Annotated in this window: 25 protein-coding genes and 2 riboswitches; of the genes, 9 read left to right on the forward strand and 16 right to left on the reverse strand. The window is 71.5% G+C overall.

All coding sequences use genetic code 11. The features are described 5' to 3' along the window. Positions 1-144: 144 nt before the first annotated feature. A complete protein-coding gene (locus GCG21_RS03525; protein ID WP_370517244.1) occupies positions 145-1,209 on the reverse strand; it encodes a VIT1/CCC1 transporter family protein in 1,065 nt (354 codons plus the stop codon). A gap of 88 nt (positions 1,210-1,297) precedes the next feature. Here GCG21_RS03525 and GCG21_RS03530 point away from each other — a divergent pair, with 88 nt between their 5' ends. Next, entirely contained in the window at positions 1,298-1,567 is a 270-nt protein-coding gene (locus GCG21_RS03530) for a YtxH domain-containing protein (protein ID WP_152817876.1), read from the forward strand. A gap of 71 nt (positions 1,568-1,638) precedes the next feature. Here GCG21_RS03530 and GCG21_RS03535 read toward each other — a convergent pair whose 3' ends face one another. Together GCG21_RS03535 and GCG21_RS03540 are read right to left on the reverse strand one after the other, a co-directional pair. Continuing rightward, positions 1,639-4,074 carry a TM0106 family RecB-like putative nuclease gene (locus tag GCG21_RS03535; protein ID WP_152817877.1) on the reverse strand — a complete coding sequence of 812 codons (2,436 nt, stop codon included), beginning with the start codon at positions 4,072-4,074 and terminating at the stop codon, positions 1,639-1,641. Further along, positions 3,980-5,071, reverse strand: a complete 1,092-nt coding sequence (locus tag GCG21_RS03540; RefSeq protein WP_152817878.1) for an HNH endonuclease family protein — start codon at positions 5,069-5,071, stop codon at positions 3,980-3,982. Before GCG21_RS03540 ends, GCG21_RS03535 begins: the two co-directional genes overlap by 95 nt. A gap of 166 nt (positions 5,072-5,237) precedes the next feature. Here GCG21_RS03540 and GCG21_RS03545 point away from each other — a divergent pair, with 166 nt between their 5' ends. Then, the gene (locus tag GCG21_RS03545; RefSeq protein WP_152817879.1) at positions 5,238-5,879 is read left to right on the forward strand and encodes a YigZ family protein; all 642 of its coding nucleotides are present in this window, start codon (positions 5,238-5,240) and stop codon (positions 5,877-5,879) included. 271 nt (positions 5,880-6,150) lie between these two features. Here GCG21_RS03545 and metE read toward each other — a convergent pair whose 3' ends face one another. The 4 genes from metE to GCG21_RS03565 form a co-directional block, all read right to left on the reverse strand. After that, a complete protein-coding gene (gene metE, locus GCG21_RS03550) occupies positions 6,151-8,502 on the reverse strand; it encodes a 5-methyltetrahydropteroyltriglutamate--homocysteine S-methyltransferase (protein ID WP_152817880.1) in 2,352 nt (783 codons plus the stop codon). Positions 8,503-8,598: 96 nt separating this feature from the next. After that, on the reverse strand, positions 8,599-9,552 hold the full coding sequence (locus GCG21_RS03555) for a methylenetetrahydrofolate reductase (RefSeq protein ID WP_152817881.1): 954 nt from the start codon (positions 9,550-9,552) through the stop codon (positions 8,599-8,601). A 49-nt stretch (positions 9,553-9,601) separates the two neighbouring features. Beyond that, a riboswitch (SAM riboswitch) is annotated at positions 9,602-9,694 on the reverse strand. Between the two features lie 127 nt (positions 9,695-9,821). Next, positions 9,822-10,229 carry a type II toxin-antitoxin system VapC family toxin gene (locus GCG21_RS03560; protein ID WP_370517245.1) on the reverse strand — a complete coding sequence of 136 codons (408 nt, stop codon included), beginning with the start codon at positions 10,227-10,229 and terminating at the stop codon, positions 9,822-9,824. Positions 10,230-10,246: 17 nt separating this feature from the next. Next, on the reverse strand, positions 10,247-10,507 hold the full coding sequence (locus tag GCG21_RS03565; protein ID WP_152817882.1) for a type II toxin-antitoxin system Phd/YefM family antitoxin: 261 nt from the start codon (positions 10,505-10,507) through the stop codon (positions 10,247-10,249). Positions 10,508-10,698: 191 nt separating this feature from the next. Here GCG21_RS03565 and GCG21_RS03570 point away from each other — a divergent pair, with 191 nt between their 5' ends. Next, positions 10,699-11,781, forward strand: coding sequence for an enoyl-CoA hydratase/isomerase family protein (locus GCG21_RS03570; protein WP_152817883.1), 1,083 nt, complete (start codon positions 10,699-10,701; stop codon positions 11,779-11,781). A 111-nt stretch (positions 11,782-11,892) separates the two neighbouring features. Continuing rightward, positions 11,893-13,329, forward strand: a complete 1,437-nt coding sequence (locus tag GCG21_RS03575; RefSeq protein ID WP_152817884.1) for an aspartate ammonia-lyase — start codon at positions 11,893-11,895, stop codon at positions 13,327-13,329. Positions 13,330-13,404: 75 nt separating this feature from the next. Here GCG21_RS03575 and GCG21_RS16960 read toward each other — a convergent pair whose 3' ends face one another. From GCG21_RS16960 to GCG21_RS16110, 5 genes are all read right to left on the reverse strand, one after another. Further along, positions 13,405-13,662 (reverse strand): type II toxin-antitoxin system RelE/ParE family toxin, encoded by a 258-nt coding sequence (locus GCG21_RS16960; RefSeq protein WP_370517246.1) that lies wholly within the window; start codon positions 13,660-13,662, stop codon positions 13,405-13,407. A gap of 4 nt (positions 13,663-13,666) precedes the next feature. Next, positions 13,667-13,915, reverse strand: coding sequence for a type II toxin-antitoxin system Phd/YefM family antitoxin (locus GCG21_RS03585; RefSeq protein WP_152817886.1), 249 nt, complete (start codon positions 13,913-13,915; stop codon positions 13,667-13,669). Positions 13,916-14,012: 97 nt separating this feature from the next. Further along, complete coding sequence (locus tag GCG21_RS03590) at positions 14,013-14,327, reverse strand: multidrug efflux SMR transporter (RefSeq protein WP_152817887.1); 315 nt, start codon at positions 14,325-14,327, stop codon at positions 14,013-14,015. A gap of 11 nt (positions 14,328-14,338) precedes the next feature. After that, positions 14,339-14,402, reverse strand: a riboswitch (guanidine-III (ykkC-III) riboswitch). 148 nt (positions 14,403-14,550) lie between these two features. Then, a complete protein-coding gene (locus GCG21_RS03595; protein ID WP_152817888.1) occupies positions 14,551-14,769 on the reverse strand; it encodes a DUF2945 domain-containing protein in 219 nt (72 codons plus the stop codon). Between the two features lie 121 nt (positions 14,770-14,890). After that, complete coding sequence (locus GCG21_RS16110; RefSeq protein ID WP_194164914.1) at positions 14,891-15,124, reverse strand: heavy-metal-associated domain-containing protein; 234 nt, start codon at positions 15,122-15,124, stop codon at positions 14,891-14,893. Positions 15,125-15,575: 451 nt separating this feature from the next. On the opposite strand from GCG21_RS16110, the gene GCG21_RS03605 reads away from it, so the two are divergent. After that, on the forward strand, positions 15,576-16,424 hold the full coding sequence (locus GCG21_RS03605) for a hypothetical protein (RefSeq protein ID WP_194164915.1): 849 nt from the start codon (positions 15,576-15,578) through the stop codon (positions 16,422-16,424). 82 nt (positions 16,425-16,506) lie between these two features. Then, a complete protein-coding gene (locus GCG21_RS03610) occupies positions 16,507-17,190 on the forward strand; it encodes a trimeric intracellular cation channel family protein (protein ID WP_370517247.1) in 684 nt (227 codons plus the stop codon). Positions 17,191-17,318: 128 nt separating this feature from the next. On the opposite strand, the gene GCG21_RS03615 is transcribed toward GCG21_RS03610, so the two are convergent. Both GCG21_RS03615 and GCG21_RS03620 read right to left on the reverse strand, forming a co-directional pair. Next, positions 17,319-18,572, reverse strand: coding sequence for an arginine deiminase (locus GCG21_RS03615; RefSeq protein ID WP_152817892.1), 1,254 nt, complete (start codon positions 18,570-18,572; stop codon positions 17,319-17,321). 28 nt (positions 18,573-18,600) lie between these two features. Next, the gene (locus tag GCG21_RS03620) at positions 18,601-20,058 is read right to left on the reverse strand and encodes a basic amino acid/polyamine antiporter (RefSeq protein ID WP_227993101.1); all 1,458 of its coding nucleotides are present in this window, start codon (positions 20,056-20,058) and stop codon (positions 18,601-18,603) included. 313 nt (positions 20,059-20,371) lie between these two features. On the opposite strand from GCG21_RS03620, the gene GCG21_RS03625 reads away from it, so the two are divergent. The 3 genes from GCG21_RS03625 to GCG21_RS03635 are packed head-to-tail and all read left to right on the forward strand — an operon-like array spanning position 20,372 to position 23,570. After that, positions 20,372-21,703 (forward strand): ABC transporter permease, encoded by a 1,332-nt coding sequence (locus tag GCG21_RS03625; protein ID WP_152817893.1) that lies wholly within the window; start codon positions 20,372-20,374, stop codon positions 21,701-21,703. 9 nt (positions 21,704-21,712) lie between these two features. After that, positions 21,713-22,888, forward strand: coding sequence for an FtsX-like permease family protein (locus tag GCG21_RS03630; protein ID WP_152817894.1), 1,176 nt, complete (start codon positions 21,713-21,715; stop codon positions 22,886-22,888). 13 nt (positions 22,889-22,901) lie between these two features. Further along, complete coding sequence (locus GCG21_RS03635; RefSeq protein ID WP_152817895.1) at positions 22,902-23,570, forward strand: ABC transporter ATP-binding protein; 669 nt, start codon at positions 22,902-22,904, stop codon at positions 23,568-23,570. Here GCG21_RS03635 and GCG21_RS03640 read toward each other — a convergent pair. Together GCG21_RS03640 and GCG21_RS03645 are read right to left on the reverse strand one after the other, a co-directional pair. Then, positions 23,560-24,708 (reverse strand): cell wall metabolism sensor histidine kinase WalK, encoded by a 1,149-nt coding sequence (locus GCG21_RS03640; protein WP_152817896.1) that lies wholly within the window; start codon positions 24,706-24,708, stop codon positions 23,560-23,562. The two genes, GCG21_RS03635 and GCG21_RS03640, sit on opposite strands and share 11 nt — an antisense overlap. Continuing rightward, entirely contained in the window at positions 24,705-25,382 is a 678-nt protein-coding gene (locus GCG21_RS03645) for a response regulator transcription factor (RefSeq protein ID WP_152817897.1), read from the reverse strand. The genes GCG21_RS03640 and GCG21_RS03645 overlap by 4 nt, the downstream gene beginning before the upstream one ends. Positions 25,383-25,406: the final 24 nt, after the last annotated feature.

The raw sequence follows: 25,406 nt of genomic DNA on the forward strand, positions 1-25,406 counted from the left end.
TCGAGGACATCGACTCTCCAGGGAAAACAGGAACGCGCTCGATCAGAGCACTGAGGACTCACGCTAGTTACGCTCTGTTGCCTGGCCCTAGGCTATAGGTCCCAGAGCGAGCTGTCAGGGCCTCGCTCGGGCACGACGGCGCGCTCAGGCTCCCGAGTTGAACAGCAGCCCGAGCGCGTAGGTCGCCGCCGCCGCGCCCCAGCCGATCGCCAGTTGCCGCAGCGCGCGCAGCGCCGGCGGCGCCCCCGAGAGCAGCCCGACGATCGAGCCGGTGATCACCAGCGCCAGGCCCACGAGCGCGGCCGAGACGACCACGGCCGCCATGCCGGTCATCCCCACGAGGTAGGGCAGCACGGGGATGATCGCCCCCATCGAGAACAGCAGGAACGAGGACAGCGCCGCCGACCAGGCGGAGCCGATCTCCTCGTGATCGTCCGCCTCGTGGTCGCCGGCGAAGTCGAGCCGGGCGAGCACGTCCTCGGCGTGGGCGTCCGCCTCGTGCGCGGGCATCCCCCGGGCGCGGTAGACGAGGGCGAGTTCGTTGGCGTCGACGTCGAGGCCGGGCAGCGCCTCGTTCGCGGTGGGGCTCGGGCTGGAGGCGGCGAGCAGTTCGCGCTGCGACCGGATGGAGACGTACTCCCCCGCCCCCATCGACAGGGCCCCGGCGAGCAGGCCGGCCATGCCTGCGAGGAGGATGGCGACGGTGTCGACGCCGGCGGCCCCGACCCCGAGCACGAGCGCGAGGTTGGAGACGAGCCCGTCGTTCATGCCGAAGACGGCGGCCCGGAACGAGCCGGACATGCGCTGCCGGCCCCGGGCCGCGAGGGAGCGGACGACCTCCTCGTGGATCCGCTCGTCGGCCGCCATGGTCGGCGTGGCGTGCTCGTCCTCGGCGTAGGCCGACCGGGACTCGGCCCGTTGCGCGAGGGTGAGCACGACGACGCCGTTGAAGCGGCGCGCCATGAAGGTAAGCATCCGCGAGCCCAGGCTCGGGCGCAGCGGCAGGCCGATGTTGACGCCGAGCAGGTCCTCCCAGTGCGCCGCGTGCCGGCCCTCGGCCTCGGCGAGCTGGAGCAGGATGTCACGTTCCTCGCCGTGACGGCGCATCGCCAGTTCCCGGTAGAGCGCGGCCTCGGCCCGTTCCTCGGCGAGGTAACGGCGCCACCGGCGAATCTGACTGGCGCTCGGCCCGACGGAAGACGTGGTCACTGTGCCTAGTCTGCCAGTTCCGCTGCGCGCCTCGTCTGCCACACTGGGCGGGCCGGCACACCGGCCACCGCCGAGGAGGAGGACGACCATGAGATCCACGCTGACGTTCGCGCTCGGGGCGGGGGTGGGCTACGTGCTCGGGACCCGCGCAGGCCGGGAGAAGTTCGATCGGATGTCGGCGGCACTGCGGCAGGCCTGGGAGACCCCGGCCGTGCAGGAGCAGTGGGGCCGGGCGAGCGAGCGGATCGCCGAGACGGTCCGGGAACAGCGTGCCTCCCTCACAGAGCGCGCCGTGCACGCCGCGAAGGACACCCTCGGGATGGCGCCGCCGCGCCGCCCGGACACGCCCGCGGGCTGACGCCGGCCGGCGCGTCGGACCCGCTGGGCTCACCGGCCGCGTCACCTCCCGGGCTGCCCCGCCCGCGCGCGTCACCGCTCGCGTTTCGTCTCGAGTGGCCGGAGCAGTCGCGCGAGCGCCGCGACGTCGGGGAGCGCGTCGGCCTCGCGTGGCATGGTCTGGAGCAGTTGATCCGAATGGACGACGCGGATCACCTCCCGCGCCCGGCCCACCAGGCGCTCCCACACCTCGCGATCGAGGATGGAGGCCGGTCCGCCGGCCGCCTCGGCCAGGGTCGAGGCGACGACGCTGACGATCACCGCATCGGCCGGTTCGGTGCCGGATTCGGCGACCGCCTCGATCCGGACCGAGGGCATTCCCGCCGCCGCGAGCTCATCTCGCAGGAGGTCCGCCTGCTCCGACGTGAACGCCACGACGAGCACGTCGGCCGGCCTCGGTCCCGAGTCTCGCACCGCATTCCGACCCGACTCCCCGGCGGGCTCGCGGCCCGAACGCTGATCCGAACCCTCACCCGAATGTCGGCCCGAATCCTGCCCCACTGCGGCCCCACCCTCCAGTCCGAGCAGCCGGTCGCGGATGGCCGCGGCCTCCTCCGGGGCGGTCGCGCTGCGATGACGGTGCGCCAGCTCCTCCGACTCGATCCGCGGGCGCGACGCGGAGGCCGCCCACCCCGACCCGCCCCCGAGGCGCCGGGGTTCGGGCATGCCGTCGACCGCCGCCCTCTCGACCCTCGCGCCCAGTTCGCCCGGTTCGACCGACTCACCCGGTTCACCCGGTCCACCCGGGTCGCCTGGCCCACCCGGTTCACCCGGGTCGCTCGGTTCGCCCGGGTCGCCCTGTTCGCCCGGGTCGCCCTGTTCGCCCGGTTCGCCCAGCTCAGCCGGGTCGCCACGATGGGCGAGCAGCCAATCACGCAGCCGTTCGGTGGAGCGGCAGTCGTAGGCGTTGTACTCGGCCAGGTCGGCCAGCCGTTCGCGCCAGGTCTGCCCGTCCCCGTGTTCCCTGGCGCGGGTTGCCTCCTCGTAGACGAGGATCGATGCTCCCCCGTCGGTCACGGCCGAGTCGGTGCGCAGCTCCTCGCCCATGTAGAGCGGTTCGAGCTTCTTGAGGGAGAAGGAGCGCTGCGAGACGTGCACGCCGTGCTTGACCACGTCGTAGAGATCCACGAAGACCCCGGCGTCGAGCAGGTCGGTCACCTCCTCCGCGCCGACCCCGTGGCGCTGCGTGAGCCGTCGGAGCGTGGCGGGCTCGTAGAACGCGTAGTGGTAGATGTGCATCCCGGGACGGGCCCGTCGCCGCTCCCGTACATAGTCGAGGAATCCCAGGAGCGCGCGCTTCTCCTCCGCGAGTGAATGAGCCCAGAAGGTCACGTAGTCGCTCGTATCGGCTTCCCTGATCCCGAAGAGGTATTCGAGTCCCCACTCCCGGCCGTCGTGCCACCACGGGTCCCCCTCGAAATCGAAGAAGAGGTCGCCTGGATCCGGCATCGGAAGCCGCGCGAGCACACCGGGGGAATGCACCTCGGCGAACACGGTCACGTCGGCGCCGCCGGCCTCCGCCCGCTCCTGCCGGAGCTGCAGCCGGGCCTGGCCGCGGAGGCGGTCGAGATCGGCATCGTCGAGGTGGGGCACGGGCCCGTCCGAGGCGGCCAGCTCGTCGATCGTGCGGATGCCCGCCCCGAGGAGGGCGGCGCGATGGTGGCGGCGCAGGCCCCAGACGAGGCGGACGTCCCGATGCTCCTCGATGCCCCGGCGACAGGGCGAGCAGTAGCCGCAGGACCACCAGGTCTCGTCGCCCCATTCGGGCCCCACATCCGCCCCGGCGCCGGTCGCGAGGAGTCGTTCGAGCCGCTCCCGGCGGAGCCCGGCCACGACCTCGAGATCCTCGAGGGCGTGGGTCGTGGCCGGGCCGGTGGATTCCACGACGGCCTCCGGGTCGAGCACGATGCCCGCCGCCCGGGCCGCGGCCGCGATGGCGCCGACGCGCACGAGGTCCTTGACCCGGGTCTGCCGGGCCGTGGTCACGAGTTGAATCCGATGACCCCGCAGCGTGGCCACGAGGAAGTCGGCACTCACCTGGAGTCCGTCGTGGAAGAAGGCGGCCCCCGCGACGACGGCGGCGCCCGAACGAATCGCGGCGATCGTTCGTTCCTGCTGTTCGACGTAGCCGCGTCGGGTGCGTTCTGCCCGCCCGATCCGGGTGAGGGCGGGCTTCGCGCCGCCCGCCTCCTCGACGAGTCGGGTCGCCACCTCGTCGCGGCGCTCGCGGGCGAGGGCGCCGATCCGCTCCCCGATCGTGCGGCCGCGCTCGGGCCGGCCGCCACGTCCGGCCCCAGCAGCCCCAGCAGCACGGCCTGCACGACCAGCGCTGCCGGCCGCACCAGCACGACCGGCATTGCCGCCCCGCAGCCGATCATGCAGTGCCGCCGCCTGGTGGAGGAGACCGTACTCGCACTCCTCCGCAAGGTCGGCGGCGGTGAGCACCAGCGTCTGGTCGAGTACGAACACGGTGTCTCTGCTTTCCGGACCGCTGGGGTCCCGGGTCGGTTCGGGGAGTGGACACAACGTATCCCGCCCGACCGACACGACCACGACCACGACCGCCACCACGACGCGTGCCCCCGTGCCGAGAGACACGTCCGCCCCTGGCCCGAGGCCCGCGCAGAGACGTGCTCCTGGCCGTGGCCCGTGACCCGCCCCGACAGCTGCCCCGAGACGTTCCCACGGACCCGCTCCGCCGCCCGGCCGCGCCGCCGGAGGCCGACCCGCCGGCGACCGACACGGGCGCGGGCGTCGGGCCGCTCGCGACCGGGCAGTCGCGCAGTTCCTCCCCCATCGCCCCGACCTCCTCGGAGCTGACGCCGAGCCCGTACGCCTCCTTGACGAGGATCTGTTGGACCACGTACGCGCACCGGTATCCGCGCGCGGGCGGCAGCCAGCCCGACGCGTCGGCGGCCCCCTTGGCCTGGTTCGCTGCGCCGTCCGTGGGAATGAGGTTGCTCACGTCGTTGGCGAAGCGCTGCGCACGCCCGCGCGGCCAGGCATGGGCGCCCTTGCGCCAGGCGTCGGCGAGCGCGATGAGATGATCGATCTGCACCTCCCGGCTCGTCCGCGGACCGCGCTCGAACATGAGCATGGCGCCGGTGTACGGGTCCACGAACCAGCCCGAGTCCACGAGGCAGGGATTGCTCGGATCGACGGTCACGTCTTCGAGCCAGGCGGCGAGCACCCGGTTGCGGGTATCGCAGACCGCGCCGTCCGGGTCCTGCCAGGCGGGGCCGAAGAAGTCCCGCTCGTAGTCGTCGAGGTCGAGCGGGACCACGACGGGCAGCCGCCCGAGCGCCTCCTCCGCGACCGCCAGCTGTTCCTGCGCCACCGGGGTGACGCCGTGGGGGCGAACGAGCATCCACCAGCGCGGGATCACGAGCGCGAGTGCGCAGGCGAGCAGGGCCGCGGCGATCACGGTCCCGGCCGTGCGCGCTCCGGAGCGGGATTCCTGCGCCATCGGGCAAGTGTGCGCGGCCTCCCCCGGCGGGTGCGCGGCCGGTACGGGCACCTGTGGATTGCCCCGCAGCCTGGGGATCGCGCCGCGTCCCGGAACCCGCGAGCACGGCACAATGGGTTCATGACCACCGACGCCGCGCCGCCGACGAACCGCCGGTGATCCACCGATGAGCCGGCAGTACCGCACGATCTCCGGGGAGGCCTCGGCAGAGATCGAGGTGAAGCGGTCCCGGTTCCGCTGCGACCTCACCCGGGTGGCGACCGAGGAGGCGGCCCGGGAGGCGATCGCCCGGGCCCGCGCCGAGTTCTGGGATGCCCGCCACCACTGCTCGGCCTTCGTCCTCGGCCCCGCCGGCGACCCGGGCTCGATGGAGCGCAGCAGCGATGACGGCGAACCCGCCGGCACCGCGGGCGCCCCGATGCTCGAGGTGCTCCGCGGGGCGGAACTGCGCGACGTCGTCGCCGTGGTGACCCGGTGGTTCGGTGGCACCCTGCTCGGGGCCGGCGGGCTCGTGCGCGCCTATTCGGACTCCGTGCGGGCCTCGGTCGAGGTCGCCCCGATTCAGCGCCGGGAACTCGTGACCGAGGTCGAGGTGACCCTGGGCGAGGACGGCTACGTGCGCGCCGGCCGGCTCGAGGCCGACCTGCGGGCCCGCGGGATCGCGGTGCTCGACGTGGCTTACGCGGAGCGGGTCACGTTCCTGCTCGGAACCCCGGGTGAGCCGGGCGAGCTGGCCGCCCAGATCGCCGGGCTCACCGCGGGCACGGCGAACACGCGGGTGCACCGCACCACCTGGGTCGACCGCTGAGCCGGCCCGGGCAGGCCGGCTGAACCCAACCGGGCCGACCCGCCACCAGGGCACAACCGTCGATCCTGCGATCGACCAGGGCCAAACCCGCACTACAGCGATCGACCAGGGCCGAACCCGGGGATTCGGTGAGGAAAACCCAGGTTTCACCCTGGTCGACCGCGATAGGCGCAGCGGGGGGCGACCGCGATAGGTCCAGCGGGGCCCCCGGGGCGGACTGCGATGGCCCGCCCCGGGGCGCGGCGCCACCGCCGGCGACCCGTGGCCGGCGCTACAGGCGCGCCCGGACCGCCTTCGTGGCACCGACGAGGTGCTCGAGGGAGGCGACCGTCTCGGCGTAGCCGCGGGTCTTGAGCCCACAGTCCGGGTTGACCCACAGCTTCCGCTCACCCACGGAGGCGAGCGCCGCCGTCAGCAATCCCTCGATCTCCTCGGCGGAGGGCACGCGCGGGGAGTGGATGTCGTACACGCCCGGGCCGATGCCGCGACCGAAGCCGGAGCCGGCGATCGCCGGGAGGATCTCCATCTTCGAGCGGGCCGCCTCGATCGAGGTGACGTCCGCGTCGAGGCCGTCGATCGCCCCGATCACCTCGCCGAACTCGGAATAGCACAGGTGGGTGTGGATCTGGGTGGCGTCCGCGGCGCCCGCGGTCGCGAGCCGGAACGAGCGCACCGACCAGTCGAGGTAGTCGGCCTGGGCGGCCTCACGCAGCGGCAGCAGCTCACGCAGCGCCGGCTCGTCCACCTGGATGATGCCGATCCCGGCGGTCTCGAGATCGGCGATCTCGTCGCGCAGGGCGAGGGCCACCTGGTTCGCGGTCTCGGCGAGCGGCTGGTCGTCGCGCACGAACGACCACGCGAGGATCGTCACCGGGCCGGTGAGCATGCCCTTGACCGGGGCGTCCGTGAGGGAGTCGGCGTAGCTCGACCACTCGGTCGTGATCGGCGCCGGCCGCGACACGTCGCCCCACAGGATCGACGGGCGGGTGCAGCGCGAACCGTAGGACTGCACCCAGCCGTTCTGCGTCACCGCGAAACCGTCGAGGTGCTCGGCGAAGTACTGCACCATGTCGTTGCGCTCGGGCTCACCGTGCACGAGCACGTCGATGCCGAGCTGGGTCTGCAGCTCGATCACGCGACCGATCTCCGCGCGCATCTCGTCGGTGTACTCGGCCTCGGTGATCTCGCCCTTGCGCAGCTTGGCGCGCGCCTGGCGCAGCTCCGTGGTCTGCGGGAAGGAGCCGATCGTGGTCGTCGGCAGCGCCGGCAGGTCCCAGGTCTGATCCTGGACGACGACGCGGCTCGCGTACGGGGTGCGGTCGAAGTCGGCGTCCGTGAGGTTCGCGAGCCGCTCCCCCACCGCGGGCACGTGCACGCCCGCGGCGGCCTCGCGGTCGTCCCGGGCGGCCCGCGCGGCGGCGAACTCGGATGCCGCGGCCTCGGGGCCTGCGGCGAGTGCGAGCACCTCGCCCACCTTCTCGTCGGCGAAGGAGAGCCAGCTGCGCAGCTGCTCGGGCAGGTCGGGCTCGTCGGTGGTCGTGTGCGGCACGTGGAACAGGGAGGTCGACGTGCTCACGGCGACCGGGACGCCGTCCCCTGCGGTCGAGCGGAGCGCGGTGAGCTTCGCGTGGGCGGCGTCGAGGTCGGTGCGCCACACGTTGTGGCCGTCGACGAGGCCGGCCACGAGCGTCGTGCCGGCGAGCGCGGCCCGCAGGTCCGCGTCGATCTCCGGCAGGTCGCCCTTGACGAGGTCGAGCCCGATGGCCTCGACCCCGGTGCGGGCGAGCGCCGCGAGCGCATCCCGGCCGAGCGTGTCGTAGGAGGTGGACACGAACAGCGCGGGCCGTTCGGTCGTCTCGATCGCTGCGAGGGTGGCATAGGCCTCCTCCGCGGCGGCGAGCACCTCGGCCCGGTCGGCGTCCCACGTGTCCGAGACCAGGGCGGACTCGTCCAGCTGGACCCACTGCGCCCCGGCGGCGGCGAAGGAGCGCAGCCAGGCGGCGTAGGCGGCCACGAGGTCGTCGAGGCGGGAGAGCGGGGCGAAGCCCTCGGGGGCGTCGTCGGCTGCCTTGGCCAGCAGGAGGAAGGTGAGCGGGCCGACCACGACGGGGCGCTGGGCCACGCCGGCGGCGATCCCCTCGGCGACGGCGTCCGCCGAGTCGCTCGCCACGAGCGCGAACTCGGTGTCCGGGCCGATCTCGGGCACGAGGTAGTGGTAGTTCGTGTCGAACCACTTGGTCATCTCGAGGGGGGCGAGGTCGCCCTCGCCGCGGGCCACGGTGAAGTGGCCGGCGAGGTCGAGCTCGCCCGTGTGGGAGTCGCCGGCGCGCAGGTGCGCGAACCGGGCCGGGATCGCGCCGAGCTGGGAGGCGGCCGACCACACCTGGTCGTAGTAGGCGAAGTCCGCGGGGATCGCGGCCGGTTCGCTCAGGCCCGCGGCCTGGAGGCGCCGGCGCGTGCCCTCCCGGAGCCCGGCGGCCGTGACGGTCAGGTCCTCGGCGCTGCTGCGCCCGCCCCAGAAGGATTCGAGGGCGCGCTTGAGTTCGCGGCGGGGCCCGATCCGGGGGTAGCCAAGGATCGTGGCCGCCGGGAACGGGGTGGTGGGCTGGGGCTGCTGGGACATTCGTCGACCTCGGTGACTCGGTGTGAACGGTGGGTGATCAGTGGGCGATCAGTGGCTGATCGGTGGGTGGTGGGTGTGGGCGGTGCGCGCGAGCGGCTACCGGTGGGCGGCGCTCGTGGACGGGGCCGGTTCCCGCAGGCCCGCACCTCGAAGGAGGTCGAGGGCCGCGCGGGAGGTGTTGAAGGTGTACAGGTGGAGGCCCGGTGCGCCGACGGCGAGGAGTTCCTCGACCAGTTCGATGCTCGCGGCCAGGCCGATGCGGTACTGCTCGTCGGCGTCCCGGGCGGCGCTCAGCCGGAGCTCGAGCGCCTCGGGAACGGGCACCCCGGTCAGCTGGGTCAGCCGCTGCAGCCGGGCCAGGTCGGTCAGGGGGATGACCCCGGGCACGATCGGCAGCCGGATCCCGGCAGCGCGGGCCGCCTCGACGTGGGCGGCGTACTCCGGCGCCGAGTAGAACAGCTGGGTGATCGCGAAGTCCGCCCCGGCCTCCTGCTTGGCGTGGAGGGCCTCGAGGTCGCGGGGCGCGGCGAGCACGCTGCCCTGGGCCGCCTGGAACGTGCGGGCGGGGTAGGCGGCCACGGAGATGCTCAACGGCCGGGGCTGCCCTTCGGCCAGTTCGAACCGCTCCGATTCGATCTCCCGCAGCAGGCCGACGAGTTCGGCCGCGCGGGTGAGCCCGCGCGGGTGCGGCTCCCACGGCGCGCCGCCGGTCGGCGGGTCCCCCCGGAGTGCGAGGACGTCGCGAACGCCGTCCTCGAGCAGTTCCTCCACGGTCACCCGCAGCTCCTCGCGACTGGCCCCGACGCAGGTGAGGTGGGCGATCGGGGTGACGTCGGTCTCGGCGAGGATCTGACGGATGAGCCCGCGGGAGGTCGCATGCGTGCGGCCTGCGGCGCCGTAGGTCACGGAGAAGAAGTCCGGACGCGCGGCGGCGAGCTCGGCCACGGTGCGGGTGAGGCGCTCCTGCGCGGCCGGACTGCGCGGGGGGTAGAGCTCGAAGGAGACCCGCGGCGTGGTCCCGGGCACGCTGAAGAGGCCGGCGGTGCTCATCGATCCCCCGGGCAGCGGCGGGCAGGTCGGGCGTCGGTCGACATCGATTCCTCCATCGAACCTGGCGTTAGCACCTGCCCCGGGCACGGGATGGTTGCTGCGGCATCAGCGAGCCAGGACTCTCCGCCGCTCTGGATGGGATGTCTCGAGCGTACGTGCCCGATCCGCGACCATCGCGCATGGACGAAACCGTCTCGCCATCTGGAATCGGGGTGGCGGGCCGGGGGCGGCAGGATCGGTGGACCGGCCGCCCTGCCGGCCGACCCCGGTCACACGGTGACGACGCGAAGCTCTCCCAGTTCGGCGAGCGGCCCATAGTCCGCATCCTGTGTGTAGACGGCGAGTCCGTTCGCCCGCGCGACCGCGGCGATCCACAGGTCGTTCACGTTGACGCGCCGTCCGCTCTCGGCCAGCCGAACCCTCATCCGCGCCCAGTGCGCCGCTGCGGCCGCGTCGATCGGGAGCGCCACGAGCGCCGAGACCCGTGTCAGGGTCGCCAGCCGGCGGGACCGGATCGTCTGATCGCCTGCTGCGAGGACTCCGGCCTCCAATTCGGCGAGTGTGATGACGGAGACGTACCCCTCCTCCGGGAGTGACGACGCCTCGAGCCGGCGCCCCGACTCGTGCGCGATCAGGACGCTCGTGTCGAGCAGGCCCCGCTCGTCTCGATCGGGCACACCGGGTTGCTTCACGATCACGCGATCGGTCCGAGGTCGTCGGTGGTCTCGCCTGCGAGGATCGAGAGCTCGTCGCGGAGAGCGGGATCGGCCTGGCCGGCCAGGAGCAACTCCGCCAGCTCGGCACGGGAGAAGAATGCGGGCCGCGTGGGGGCGGCGGGGCTGATCTCGGCCACCGGACGACCGTGCTGTGTCACCGTGATGCGCTCGCCCTCGGTCACGCGCCGCAACACGTCACCGGTGTGATTTCGCAAGTCTCGGGACGCGACGTTTGCCATGTGCGCAATCGTAGCCGACTGCGCACGATCGCGGGAGAGCACCTCGCCATCGCCCCCGGGAGTCGTTCGGCACGGGGACTCCCAGCGGACCGTCACCATGGGCCGCGGGGCACCTGCACGGCCCACGCGCTCGCCGAAGCCGGCGGGTGATACCGCGACCCGGCGCGCAGACGCCGGGGGATACTGAAGGAATGACGGGCGACGGCGACGTACTCCACTGGACCGATGGCCACCTGGGCCGGATCCGCCTCAACCGGCCGCGAGCGCTCAACGCGGTGTCGTCGGCGATGGTCGAGGAGGTCTCCGCCGCCCTGGCCCGCTTCGACGCCGACGATCGGGTCCGTGCCGTCGCGCTCGACGGCGCTGGGGAGCGCGGACTGTGCGCGGGCGCCGACGTGCGATCGATCCGCGCGGGCGCCCTCGACGGCAGCGCCGATCCGGTGGCGTTCTGGGAGCGCGAGTACGCGCTCATCCGATCCCTGCTCACACCGGCGACGCCGCTGGTCGCGTTCATGGACGGCATCGTCATGGGCGCCGGCGTCGGCCTCTCCGCGTACGCCGGGCTGCGGCTCGTGACCGGCCGCACCCGCCTGGCCATGCCCGAGACGGGGATCGGCCTGTTCCCCGACGTCGGCACCCTCTTCCCGCTCTCCCGCGCTCCCGGCGAGATCGGCACGCACCTGGCGATGACCGGTGAGGTCGCCACGGGCGCCGACGCGATCGCGCTCGGCCTGGCCGATGCGCTCGTTCCCGCATCGATATGGGACGACGTGTGCGCGCGTCTGGCGGGCGGCGCGGCGGTCGCGCAGGTGCGCGCCGAGCTCGTGTCCGCCGAGCCGTCCGAACCATCCGAACCCTCCGAACCCTCGGAACCCGCCGCACTATCTGAACCATCCGAACCCGGGGCCGCCGCCCCGCTCCTCGAGGCGACGTGGATCGGCGAGTGCTACCGGGGCGAGGACCCGGTCGCCATCCGCGACCGGCTCCGCTCCCACCCGCACCCCGGAGCCCGAGCCGCGGCCGAGGTGCTCGACACCCGGTCGCCGCTCTCGGTCGCGGTGGCCCTGGCGGCGCTGCGCCGGGCCGCACACACCCGCGGCGTCGAGGGCGTGATCGAGCGGGACCTGCGGATCGCGCGGGCGCTCATGGATCGGCCGGACTTCAACGAGGGGGTCCGGGCCCTGCTCGTCGACAAGGACCGCGCCCCGCGCTGGGAGCACGCGGACCTCGCCGAGGTGGACCCGGCCCTCGTGGCCGGCATCGTCGGGCCCTGAACTCGCAGTGATCTTCATTCCACTAACCGGACTCCGCGTGACCACCACGCGAGAACTTGACATGATGGCGGTTGCGTTTTTGCACTGCACGCGACTGTGATTGGCTGAAACATGACCTCTGCAACCGAAGATCCCGTGCTCGTCGAGTCCGCGGGAGCGACCCGAACCGATCGCGACTCCCTCGGCCCGGTCGAGATTCCGGCGACCGCCTACTACGGCGCCCACGCGGCCCGCGCCCTCGAGAACTTCCCGATCTCCGGCCGCCCCACGCACACGATCCCCGAGCTCGTCATCGCCCTCGCGGAGGTCAAGAAGGCCGCCGCGCTGGCGAACGGCGAACTGGGCGCGCTGAGCGCGGAGAAGGTCCCGGCGATCGTCCAGGCGTGCGAGGAGATCGTCGCGGGGCGGTGGCACGAGGAGTTCGTCGTCGACTGCATCCAGGGGGGCGCGGGCACGTCGTCCAACATGAACGCGAACGAGGTGATCGCGAACCGGGCGCTCGAGCTGCTCGGCCACCCCCTCGGCGCCTACGACGAGCTCCACCCGCTCGACGACGTCAACCGCAGCCAGTCCACGAACGACGTGTTCCCCACGGCGCTGCACATCGCCGCGTACCGCGCCACGGGTCGGCTGCTCGAGGCGATGTCCGCGCTCGAACTCGCCTTCGAGGAGAAGGCGGCCGAGTTCGCGACCGTGCTCACGATGGCGCGCACGCAGCTGCAGGATGCGGTGCCCATGGCGCTCGGGCAGACCTTCGCCGGCTTCGCCGCCGGCCTGGCGACCGACCGCGCCCGGGTGACCACGGCGCGGGAGAACCTCGCCGAGATCAACCTCGGCGGCACCGCGATCGGCACCCAGATCAACACCCCGGCGGGCTACACCGCCCGCGTGACCGAGCTGCTGCGCGAGATCACGGGCATCGAGCTGCGCTCGGCCGACGACATGATCAACGCCACGAGTGACCTGGGCTCGTTCGTGGAGCTGTCCGGCGCGCTCAAGCGCACGGCGGTCAAGGTCTCGAAGATCAGCAACGACCTGCGCCTCATGTCCTCGGGCCCGCAGACCGGCCTGGGCGACGTGCAGTTGCCCGCGATGCAGGCGGGCTCCTCGATCATGCCGGGCAAGGTGAACCCGGTCATCCCCGAGGTCGTGAGCCAGGTCGCCTTCGTGGTCATCGGCAACGACGTGACCATCTCCATGGCCGCCGAGGGCGGTCAGCTCCAGCTCAACGCCTTCGAGCCGGTGATCATCGCGAAGCTGTACGAGTCGATCACCCAGCTGACCCGCGCCATCCGGACCCTCACCGAGCGGTGCGTACGCGGGATCACCGCCGACCAGGAGCAGCTTCTCGGCCGCGTGCACCGCTCGGTCGGGCTCGCCACGGCCCTGACGCCCCTCATCGGATATTCGGCCGCCGCGACCCTGGCGAAGGAGGCGCTCGCCACGGGCGCCAGCCTCGTCGACCTCGTGCTGCGCGACGAACTCGCCACCGCCGAGCAGCTCGAGGCCGCACTCCAGGCCGATCGGCTCGCCCGCCCGCACGCCTGAGTAGCAGCGCATGGACGACGCCCGCTCACCTCGCGAAGGTGAGCGGGCGTCGTCGTTGATCGGCCACGGACCACGTCACACGTCGTACACGTGTCGGCGATGGCCGAGTGTCACGACCACGACGAGCAGGCGATCATCCTCGACCGTGTAGATGATCCGGTGGTCGCCGACTCGGATGCGCAGCCCCTCCCGTCCGCGCAGTGCCTGTGCGGCCGGCGGCCTGGGGTCGGCTGCCAGTAGCGCGATCGCTCCCCGGATGCGCGCTCGATCCTGGTGGTCGATTCTCGTCAACGCGCGTAGAGCGGCTGGGCGTACCTCGATCTCATACGTCACGGCCCTACCACCCGAGGTCGACCTTGACCTGCTCCCAGGGAATATTCGGCCCCTCCTCGGCCATGGCCGCGTCGAAGGCGGAGATGTCTTCGAGTTCCTCGGCGGCGTCCATGAGCCGCTCATACTCCGCGGGGCTGAGGACGATCGCCTGAGGCTCTCCGCGGCGCTCGACGATGACCGCCCCGCGCTGGGCGGCCTGGATCGTGGCGGCGAAATTCCTGCGCGCCTCGGACGCGGTGACGGAAGTAGACATGACCCAATTGTACAGTTGACGAGCTGAAACGTACATGAAGCTGCGAGCCATGACGTACGCCCGGGCCTCCGCAGGATCGAGGCGCCCGAGCCCGGCCTCAGCCCACGGCCTTGAGCCCGACGATGCAGCCGACGAGGCCGCAGATGAGGAGCAGCCGCACGAGGGTCACGGGTTCGGCGCCGGTGATCATCGCGTAGACGACCGTGAGCGTCGCGCCGATGCCCACCCAGACGGCGTAGGAGGTCCCCGTGGGCAGGGTGCGCATCGCGTAGGCGAGCCCTCCCATGCTCACCACGAGGGCGCCGGCGAAGATGAGGGTCGGCACGAGCCGGCTGAACCCCTCCGACTTGCCGAGGGCGGTCGCCCAGACGGCCTCGAAGGCGCCCGAGACGATGAGAACGGTCCATGCCATGACGAACTCCCGACCTGCCGTCTTGTCGCGCACCGGGTACGGCAGCCTCGTCCGGAGAACCTGGTCGGCTCCGCATCCATCGTGGCACAACTCGAGCCTGTGACAAGGGGTCGGGTGAAGCAGCACGGCGGGGACGGCACGGTGGGGCGTGGTCGGCCGGGTAGATGACACCGGATACCGTCGACCGCGGCGCCGTGGGCTGCACCGACCCTGCGGCCGGGGGCTACTCGGGTGGGATGCGCTCGAGCGCGGATCCCTTGTGGGCGGCGACGTGGTCGGTCCGGTCGGACGCGATCTCGTATTGTGGCTCGTCCTCGGATGCGCGACGCCGATGCCCGCGGTAGCTGAAGTCGCTCGTGTGCACCCTCGTGATCGTGCCGGTCACGTGCCCCGCCTCGGAGTTCCAACGCACGTGATCGCCGACCTCGAAACGCTCGCTCATGATCGCCTCCCTCGTAGTTCGGGACCCTTCGACCGTATCGCCGCGCGGGCCCGGGCGGGAAGGTCCCCGGCGAGTCCGCGGCGGCCCGTGATTCCGCGCGGGCGCACCGGCCGTCGACCGCTCAGGCGGCGGCGAGCTCCTCCACGGCCGACAGCACCGGATGGCCCAGGCGGGTGAGGGTCCAGGCGATCTCGCTCCCGGCGATCGAGTCGGCGTTGTAGTCGACGTGCACCTGGTTCGTGGAGAACCGCACCGACACGTGGCGCACGCCCGGCGCCCGGCCGAGGACCCCCTCGATCGTCGCGATGCAGTCGGCGCATGTCATCGGCTGGGTCGTCAGGGTGAGTGTGTGCATGGCTTCCTCCCGGTGCCTCTCGACTGCCTCTCGTCTCGGCGGCGTCACCCACCAGTGGAACCCATTCCCGGCCGCGGCGCCTTGACCCGGGTCAAGGCGCCGGCCGTGTGCACGAGCGCGGCCGCTACGCTCCATCAGATGCAGCCCGACGTGCTCCGGGCCGGCCCGCGCGGCCGGCGCCTGTGCCTCGAACTCGCCGGCACCCTCGACGACGGGATCCGGGAGTCGATCTTCTGGCGCGCCGACGAGCGGGAGGAGTCGAGCGGCACGGCGATGCTCACCTTCAGCCGGGGAGGGCGCCGGCTCCACCACCTCCTGCGGCTCCTGTACCGCGTCCCCGGCGGCCGGGCGATCATGCGGTGGCGGGCGAACGCGGCGGTCGCGGCGATGTCCGCCGTGTCGCCGAGCCTGACCGGCCTCGCCGAACTCGCCGGGCTGGCTGCTGCAGTCGGTGCCGCTGCCCGCCGGCGGCCCGGACCCGGACGCACTCCATGCGGCACTCGTGGCCGCCGTCGGTTCCGCGATGTACTGGCAGCCGCCCGACGGGACGGACGTGCTCGCCGCCGAGCCGCAGCTCCGGGCGGGCCTGCACCGCATCGCCGCCTGGGCCGCCCCCGCCGCCCCGGCCTGGTGGACGGCGCCGGCCCCCGGAGAGCAGCACACGCTCGGCTGGTGGGGCGACGATCCCCGCGAGGTAGGCACGTCGATCGGTGAGTGGCGGGCCGGAACGCTCGCGGCCGAGGAGGAGGCCCGGCGCGAGTATCCAGCGGAGGTGCCGGCCCCCTATTCGGGCACATGGCGGTCGTTCCCCGACGGCGTCGCCGGCTGCCGCGAGGTGGACGGCGCCCCCGCGGGTCTCGACCTGGAGGAGGATGCGGGCGGCACGGAGGACGTCACCGTGCACGAGCTCCGGCTCCCCGCCGGCGCGCGGATCCTGGAGGTCGACTCGCCACGCGTCTGGGCCGAGCTCTGCCGCGCCCACCCGCTCGAGGTGACCGCCTCCCGGCGTCACGACTGGTACCGGGTGACCGGCCGGGACGGCCGCTGGGTCATCCCGGACTGGGCCGCCGTCGCCGGTGAGTGGGACGGCGTCCACCTCACCGTGGCGGCCTACCTCGCCGGCGCGACCCGCGCGATCGACGTCGACGAGTCCACCGCGACGCTCATCGCCGGCTGGGCGCCCGATTGCACCCGCTGGCTCATCGGCCCGACTGGCGGCCCGGAGATCGGCCCGCCGGTCACGTGGCGATGGAGCGAGGACGGCGGCTACCGCCCGGATGGGCGGCCGATGCCGGCATGAACCGGCATGAGTCGGGGCCCGCACTAGGCTGAGCGGGGCACACGCGGCCGCGGGCCCCGGACGGAGCAGAGGAGCCACCCGAGTGGAGAACCTCGACGACGTCATCCGCCTGCTCGACCTGCTCGGGGTGTTCTTCAACGCGATCCTCGGCGGTGTGCTCGCCCGCGCCCACCGGCTCGACGCGGTCGGCTTCGCGGTGCTGGCGATCATGTCGGGGCTCGGCGGCGGCATCATCCGCGACACGCTGCTGCAGGCGGGTCCACCGGTCGCGCTCACCGACACGTGGTACCTGCTCGTCGCCCTGGCGGGGGCCGGGGTCGCGTTCGTCATCCGGATCGAGGGCCGGATCTGGGACAGGGCGTTCGCCCCCATCGACGCCCTCGCTGTGGGGTTGTGGGCCACGGTCGGCGCCCAGAAGGCCCTCGGAGCCGGGCTCGGGCCGATGCCCGCGATCCTGCTTGGGGTGATCACGGCGGTCGGGGGCGGCTTCACCCGAGACGTCGTGCTGCGGCGCATCCCCGGAATCCTCGGGGGCACGCCCCTGTACGCCACGTGCGCGTTCGCGGCCGCGCTCGTCATGGTGCTGTTCTCCTACACGGACGCGGTGACGCTCGGTTCCCTCGCCGCGACCGTGGTCGGCACCGCGTTCGTGCTCCTCGCCCGCCATCGCGGCTGGATGCTTCCGCCGGGCGCCGGTTGGAAGCCGCCCCGCCCGAGGGCGCCGTCCCTGCGGCGTCGCCGCAGGCCGATGGACGACGCAGCCTGACTCGGGCGATCACGTCACCTCGACCGCTCACCCACACCCGATCGCGCGCGCCTGCGCGTGGCACTCCCCGACCCCGCGCGCCGGCGCCGCCCGAGCCGAAGCCGCGCGGCGCCGTCCACACGCCTGGATCAGTAGTCGATCGGATCGCGCACGATCGGGCAGGTCATGCAGTGCCCGCCGCCGCGGCCGCGGCCGAGCTCGGCGCCGACGATCGTGACGACCTCGATCCCGGCCTTGCGCAGCAGCGAGTTCGTGCGGGTGTTCCGGTCGTAGGTGACCACGACCCCGGGTTCGATGGCGACGGCGTTGTTGCCGCTGTCCCACTGCTGGCGCTCGGACTCGTACACATCGCCGCCGGTGGGAACCTCGGTGAACCGGTCGAGGCCGAGGGAACCGGCGACGACGTCGAGGAAGCGCCGGTCGCCCTCGTCGGTCAGGTGCACGCCGCCACCCTCGTCGCCGGGCCGCAGCGAGAAGGCGTGGATGCCGTCGACGATCGAGGGGAAGTAGGTGACGACGTCGCGGTCGACGAACGTGAACACGGTGTCCAGGTGCATGGCCGACCGCAACTTCGGCATGCCGGCGACGATGACCCGCTCGGCGGCGCCGCGGGAGAAGAGCGCGGAGGCGACCTGAGTGATCGCCTGCCGGGAGGTGCGCTCACTCATGCCCACGAGCACGACGCCGTTGCCGATCGGCATGACGTCTCCGCCCTCGAACGTCGCCTGGCCCCAGTCCTGCTCCGGATCGCCCCACCAGATCGTGGCGCCGGTGAAGTCGGGGTGGAAGGTGTAGATGAGCTTGTACAGCAGGGTCTCGTCGTGGCGGGCCGGCCAGTAGAGCGGGTTGAGGGTCACGCCGCCGTACAGCCAGCAGGTGGTGTCGCGGGTGTAGAGGGTGTTCGGCAGCGGCCGCATGAGGTACTCGCGGCCGCCGAGCGACTCCCGGGCGAGGGCGACATAGGGCGAGCGCACCTCCTCCGGCAGGTCGTTCGTGGCGAGGCCGCCGATGAGGAACTCGGCCAGCTCCCGCGAGCCGAGGCCCTCGAGGAACGCTCGCGTCGGGTCGATGAGGCCGAGTCCGACCTCGTTCGCCACAATCTTGCGGTCGAGGATCCAGTCGCGTGCGCCGGGAACGTCGAGGGTGCGGGTGAGCAGGTCGTGGAGTTCGACCACCTCGACGCCGCGGTTGGTCAGCTTGTTCACGAAGTCGGCGTGGTCGCGCTGGGCGTTCTCGACCCACATGACGTCGTCGAAGAGCAGGTCGTCGTTGTTGCTCGGCGTCAGGCGCCGGTGCGCGAGGCCCGGCCGCGCGACGAGCACCTTGCGGAGCCTGCCGACCTCGGAGTGGACGCCGTAGCCGGCTGCGGGATTCTCGCTCATGGATGGGGCCTTTCCGTGGGGGCGGGTGTCAGAGCACGATGCTGCCGGTGAGGAGCCCGGCGATGCCGATGACGCCGCCGGCGACGATGAGTACGAGCAGCACGATCTCGGTCGGTGTGAAGATGCGCCGGCCCCGTTCGCTGCGGGCCTTGATGTACAGGATCGTGGCCGGGGCGAGGATCACGGCGGCGAGGATGAGGAACTTCAGGCCCGCCGCCTCGAAGAGGAACAGCGTGTAGGCGGTGGCGGCGCCCGCGAAGATCGTCTCCCGGCGCCGGACCCGGTCGGGCACGCCGTCGTAGGACTCCCCGGTCAGGCCGAGTTTGAGCGCGTAGGCGGCGGCGAGGAAGTAGGGGATGAGGGCGAGGCTCGTGCTCAGGTCGAGCATGAAGTTGAGCGCGTCCTCGACCACGAGCGTGAGGGCGAGCATGCCCTGCACGGCGAGCGAGGTGACGACGAGCGCGGTGATCGGGGCGCCGTGGGCGTTCTCACGGCCGAGGAACCGGGGGAAGTCCTCGCTGCGCGCCGGCACGTACATGACCTCGGCGGCCATGAGGGTCCAGGCGAGATAGGCGCCGAGCACCGAGATGATCACGCCTACGCTGATGAAGATCTCGCCCCAGTCGCCGACCACGGAGGCGAACAGGCCGACCATCGAGGGTTGGCGGGTGCCGGCGATCTCGGGCTGGGGCATGACCGAGTAGCTGGCGAGGGTGACGAGCGCGAAGATCGACAGCACCGAGAGGAAGCCGAGGACGGTCGCCCTGCCCACGTCCTCCCGCTTCTTGGCGTACCGGGAGTAGACGGTCGCGCCCTCGATCCCGATGAACACGAAGGTGGTGATGATCATCGTGTTGCGTACCTGATCGCTCAGGCCGCCGAGTTCGCCGTAGCCGTAGGCGAGCCAGTTGTCGGCGAAGACGCCCGCGTCGAAAGCGATGAGGAGAACGACGATGAAGACGAGGATCGGGATGAGTTTGAGCACCGTGACGATGCGGTTGATGACCGCTGCGTCTCGCACGCCGCGTGCGATGAGGTAGTGGAAGATCCAGATGACGACCGAGGCGACGCCGATCGCGAGCACGGTGTCGCCGTCGCCGAAGCCGCCGAAGAACGCCCCGAGCGTGGCGCCGATGAACACCCAGTAGAAGACGTTGCCCGCGATCGTGCTCGCCCAGAAGCCGATCGCCGAGTTGAAGCCGGCGTAGTCGCCGAAGCCCGCCTTGGCGTAGATGAACACGCCGGAATCGAGCTGCGGTTTGCGGATCGCGAGGTTCTGGAACACGAACGCGAGCATGAGCATGCCGACGCCGGCGATCGCCCAGGCGATGAGCGAGCCGAGGATCCCGGTCGCGACCCCGAACCGGGCGGGCAGGGAGAACACGCCCGCCCCGACCATGCTGCCCACGACCATCGCGGTGAGGGTCGGCAGCGACATCTTCCCCGGGGTGGAGACCTCCTCGGTCTCCTCGATGGCCTGACTCATCCGGCGTCTCCCTCGAGCATCGTGGCAAATCGGCGGACGATGTGCCAGTGCTGTGGCGGATCGGCCCGCTTCCGTCAGCGTAGCGGCGACGGTCGCCGCGCGCGGGAGTTTTATCGTCGGTCGTCTGATGACCGCCGGCCTCGACCGTCCTCGGCGAGACGTCCGAGCCGGCGCGGGCACCCGCTTAACAGAGATTTTATGGCGTTCCTGCCTACGCTGACCCGCGGGCGTTCGCCCATCGATCTCCACAACCGAGAGGGGCAGTTCCGTGGACGTGGTCATCCGGTCGTTCCGTTATGTCATCAGACGTCCCGTGAGGGCGCTGATCCTCGGCGCCGTCTTCCTGTGCATGTCCACGGCGCTGTTCGCCGGGGTCGCCGTCAAGGACGCCACGAACACGGCGGCGGCGGCGGTGAGCGAGCGGTTCAGCTCCGGCTTCCGTCTCCAGAGCAGCGCCGAGAACGTCGCGAACACCTTCAAGGGCGAGGGCATCATTCCGCAGGCAGCGATCGACACCATCTCGGCGATCGACGGCGTAGAGCGGTCCACGACGCAGGTGGGCGCCATGGCGAACCTGCCCGAGGCGGAACTGGTCTCGCTGGAGCAGTACAGCGAGCAGGACGAACGACTCACTGCGAAGTACGGCACCTTCACGCAGCTGGAAGCAGTCAGCGACACGTCCCGGGAGAGCAAGTTCGCGCTCGGGACCCTCACCCTTGAGAGCGGGCGGCACATCGGCGCGGGAGACGTGCACGAGGCGCTCGTGCACGAGGCGTTCGCGACGCTGAACGATCTCGCCGTCGGCGACACGTTCACCGTCGCCGCGAGCGCGCTGGACCGCGGGAACAAGTACGGGTCGGAGGCGAGCGTCACGGTGACCGTCGCCGGCACGTTCTCGGGCACGAGCGTGATCGGCACCGGCACACGGCAGGACCTGTTCGAGAACATCGTCCTGACCGACCTGGCCACGGTGTGGGACCTGTACGGACTCACGCAGGACCAGCACCTCTACAGCGCGGTGGACTTCACCCTCTCGCCCGGGCACGATGTGGACACTGTGCTGGCCGAGGCGAAGCGGCTACCCATCGATTGGAACCGGCTGGACGTGATCAGGAGCGACCGGGATCTCGCCGGGGTCGCGTCCTCGGCGGACGGCATCCTCGGCATGGTCGACACGCTCATCTGGGTCACGATCGTCTTCAGCGTCCTCATCCTCACCCTGTTCCTGTTCCTCTGGCTGCACGGGCGCAGGCGCGAGGCGGGCGTCATGTTCTCGGTCGGCATCGGGCGCGGGCGGGTGCTGGCTCAGTTCGTCTGCGAGTTGGCGCTCGTCGGGGTCGTGGCGTTCGGGCTCGCGGCTGTCACCGGCGGCGCTGTCGCCCAGGCGATCGGCGATGCGATGGCGAGTCGAGCCACGCAGAGCGTGCGGCAGGACATCCTGACGCAGACGGGCGGGATGCTCGCGGCGGACGCCGACACCGCCGCGACGCTCAAGACCATCGACACGATCACCGTGCAGCCCACGCTGGACGACCTCGTGTGGGTGTACCTGATCGGACTGTCCGTGATCGTGGTCGCCGTGCTCGTCTCGTCGATGCCGCTCCTGCGGGCCCGCCCGCGGGACCTGCTGGCGCGGATGAAATAGGGGGCCGGCGTGAACACGATCGAACGGGCCTGGCTCTACGTCGGCCGCAAGCGCGCCCGCACGGCGATCCTCTTCGCGATCCTCGCGGTGATGGCCGGTGCCCTCCTCATAGCCCAGTCGATGCTGAGCGAGAACAGGCAGGCCGTGGACCGCATGCACGACGCCGCCAGGACGACCTTCACCTACGAGGCGGAGCCGGGCGACAAGCCGGTCATCGCCGAGTCGGAGGCCCGAGAGCTCGAGCGGATGGACGGGATCGCCGGCAGCAGCCGAACCGTGGGGGCACGGACGACGCCCGCCGGACTCGAGCTGCTCCAGCCGGCCGCGCACGGCGTCGAGACGGGAACGATCGACCCCGTCCCGACCACACGGACGCTTGGGATCGGCACCTCCGAGCTTGCGCGCGGGTTCACAACGGGCTCCCTCCGGCTGAGCGCGGGGCGTCACATCACCGGTGCCGACCGCGCCGTGGCCATGGTCCACGAGGACTTCGCGGCGCACAACGGCCTGCAGCTCGGCGGCGACCTGGTGCTGGCAGCAGGCGACGGGAAGACGACGACCCTCGAACTCATCGGACTCTTCTCCGGGCGGACCGAGGACCGCGCCGTTCCCGCGGGCGATCTGCTCGAGAACCTCATCATCGCCGATGTCCAATCGATCCAGACGGTCGCCGGGACGGACGGCTCCCTGACCGAGGCGACCGTCCTGGTCGCCGAGGACGCGGACTTCGACGAGGTGCTCGCCCGGGCACGCACCCTCGCGGCGGCAAACGATCGAGTGGTCGAGGACGACGCCGACGACCTCGCCGACGTCATGGGCGTGATGCAGGACGCCGAGCAGATGATGTCGATCATCCTGCTGGCGTTGTCGCTGCTGAGCACCGTGCTGCTCATGCTCGTGCTGTTCTTCTGGGTTCAGGAGCGTAGGCACGAGGTGGGCATCATGATGTCCGTCGGGGTCGCCCGGGCGAGCATCCTCGCCCAATACCTCCTCGAGGCGCTCATCATCGCCGTCGCGAGCTTCGTGCCGGCCGCGATCGCGGCCGCAGCCTTCGGCGGTGTGCGCGCCGTCGACGTCGCCCTCTCGTTCCTGCTGCTCGGAACGATCGTCATCGTCTCGATCATCGGAGCGGCGATGGGCGTCCTGCGCCTGAAACCCAAACACATCCTGTCTCAGCTCAGCTAGGAAGAGGAACCACATGTCAATGCTGCAGATGAAGAACGTCGGCTACAGCTACGCCTCGCCCCGCAAGCGCGTGTTCGCCGGGCTCGACCTCTCGTTCGCCGAGGGCGGGTTCTATGCGATCGTCGGCCCGTCCGGCGCCGGCAAATCGACACTGCTCTCGCTGCTCGCCGGACTCGACGAGCCGGAGACCGGCGAGGTGAGCTACGGGGGCGAGGACATCAGGATCACCGGGTACGCGCGCCATCGGCGCGAGCACGTGTCGCTCGTCTTCCAGAGCTACAACCTCATCGACTACCTCACGCCGCTGGAGAACATCCGGCTGGTGAACAAGGGCGCATCCGATCAGATCCTCCTCGGGCTGGGGCTGACGCCGGCGGAGACTCGCAGGAGCATCCTCAAGCTCTCCGGCGGGCAGCAGCAACGGGTCGCCATCGGCCGGGCGTTGGCGGCGAATGCTCCCGTCATCCTGGCCGACGAGCCTACCGGGAACCTGGACGAGGCCACGGCCGACGGCATCGTCGACATCCTCGAGGAGGCCGCGCACCGCAACAACAAGTGCGTCGTCGTCGTCACCCACAGCAGCCGCATCGCGAAGCGGGCGGATGTCGTGATCAGGCTCCGGGGCGGCAAGGCCGCGATCACCGAGCGGCGACCGGTGCGCGCCACGGCCGTCAGCGGGTGACCTCGGCGTCGCCGGCCGGCCGCGGAAGTGTCAGCTCGACGGTCGTGCCCGCCGGTGAGCTGCGGGCCACGCGCACGACGCCGCGGTGCACCTCGGCGATCTCCTTGACGAGCGCGAGACCGAGACCCGCACCACCCATGCGCCGAGGGCGGCCGGAATCGACGCGGAAGAACGGCGTGAACAGTGCGTCCCACTTCGCGCGGTCGACCCCGCCGCCACGGTCGGATATCGACACCACCGCGGTCACCACCTCGGCCCGCACCTCGATATGGACGGCGCCATGGGGCCCGCCGTGCTTGATGCCGTTCTCCACGAGGTTGTAGATCGCCCGGTACAGCAAGGTATCGCTGCCTGGAACGGTGCAACGCTCCGGTGACTGCGACAGCGACACGCCCCGCTTCGCGGCCACCTCGGCGAGGTCGCACAGCACCTCGTCGGCGAGGGCGTGCAGCTCCACCCGGTCGCTCCGCTCGACGGCCTGCAGCTCGGTCATCTCCAGCAGCAGCTCGACGAGGTGGGCGAGCCGGTCGATCTGCTCCCCGAAGGTTCGGGTGAGGTCGTCGGGCCGGACGGTCCCGCCGGTGCGCTGGAGCACCTCGAGCTTGGTTCGCATGACGGCCAGCGGCGTCCGCAGCTCGTGCGCCGCACTGGCAGAGAACTGCCGCTGCGCGGCGAAGGCGCCCTCGAGCCGGGTGAGCATCCCGTTGAAGGAATGGATCATCTCGGAGATCTCGTCCTCCCGCTCCGGCTGCTCGAGCGGCTCGGACAGGTTCTGGGCCTCGATCTGAGTCATGCGGGAGGCGATCCGGCGCAGCGGGCGCAGCGTCCTGCCAGCGAGAAAGTAGGTGGCGACGATCGCGCACAGCGCCACGACGACGGTCAGGGCCGCACTCTGCAGGATGAGCGCCGCCTTCGCCTCCTCGAGCTGGTGGGAGATCTGCGGGGCGATCTGCGACAGGTCGAATCCGAGCGTCGCGCTCTCGTCGCCGAACGGGGTGATCTCGATCGACCACCGGCCGACCTCGTCGAATCGGAGCAAGGCGAACCGGCCGATGGCGAGGCTGAGAACGGCGCAGGTGACGAGCACGAGGGCGGCCGTGAGCAGGGTGATGCGCCATTGGAGCGTCAGCCTCCTCATGCGTCGGTCCCGGTGAGCGTGTACCCGTGACCGACGCGGTTGCGGATCGGATCGCGGCCGAGGGCGACCCGGACCTTCTTCCGGAGGGAGGAGACGTGGACGCGCACCGAGTTGCTTGAGCGGGGGACCGCGCTGTCCCATACGTGCTCGAGCAGTTCGTCCTGGCTGACGACGCTGTCCTGGTGATGGATGAGGTATTCCAGCAGCCCCGCCTCCTTCCGCGTCAGGGTGATGGCGTCGCCGTTCACGACCGCCACCCGTGACTTCGTGTCGAAGGCGAGGTCGCCACAGGAGATGAGCACGCCCTGCTGCTCGAACCGTCTCCGCGTCAGGCTCCGCACCCGAGCCTCCAGCTCGTCGAAGTGGAACGGCTTGGTCAGGTAGTCGTTGGCGCCCAGGTCGAGGGCACCCACCTTGTCGAGGATCCGGCTCCGTGCCGACAGCACGAGCACGGGAGTGCGGGGGTCGACCGACCGGAGTGCTCGCAGTACGTCGAGCCCGTCCGCACCTGGCAGGCTCAAGTCGAGGAGGATGAGATCGTACTCTTCGACCAGGCACCGCTCGCGGGCCTCCGCCCCGTTCGTGCACACGTCGACCTCGTAGCCCCCCGCGCGAAATCCCGTCGAGATCGCCTCCGAGAGCGCGATCTCGTCCTCGACGATCAGCAGGCGCATGGCGTCTGTTCCTCCCCGGCAACC

The sequence above is a fragment of the Pseudactinotalea sp. HY160 genome (assembly GCF_009372055.1).
GTDB lineage: Bacteria > Actinomycetota > Actinomycetes > Actinomycetales > Beutenbergiaceae > HY158.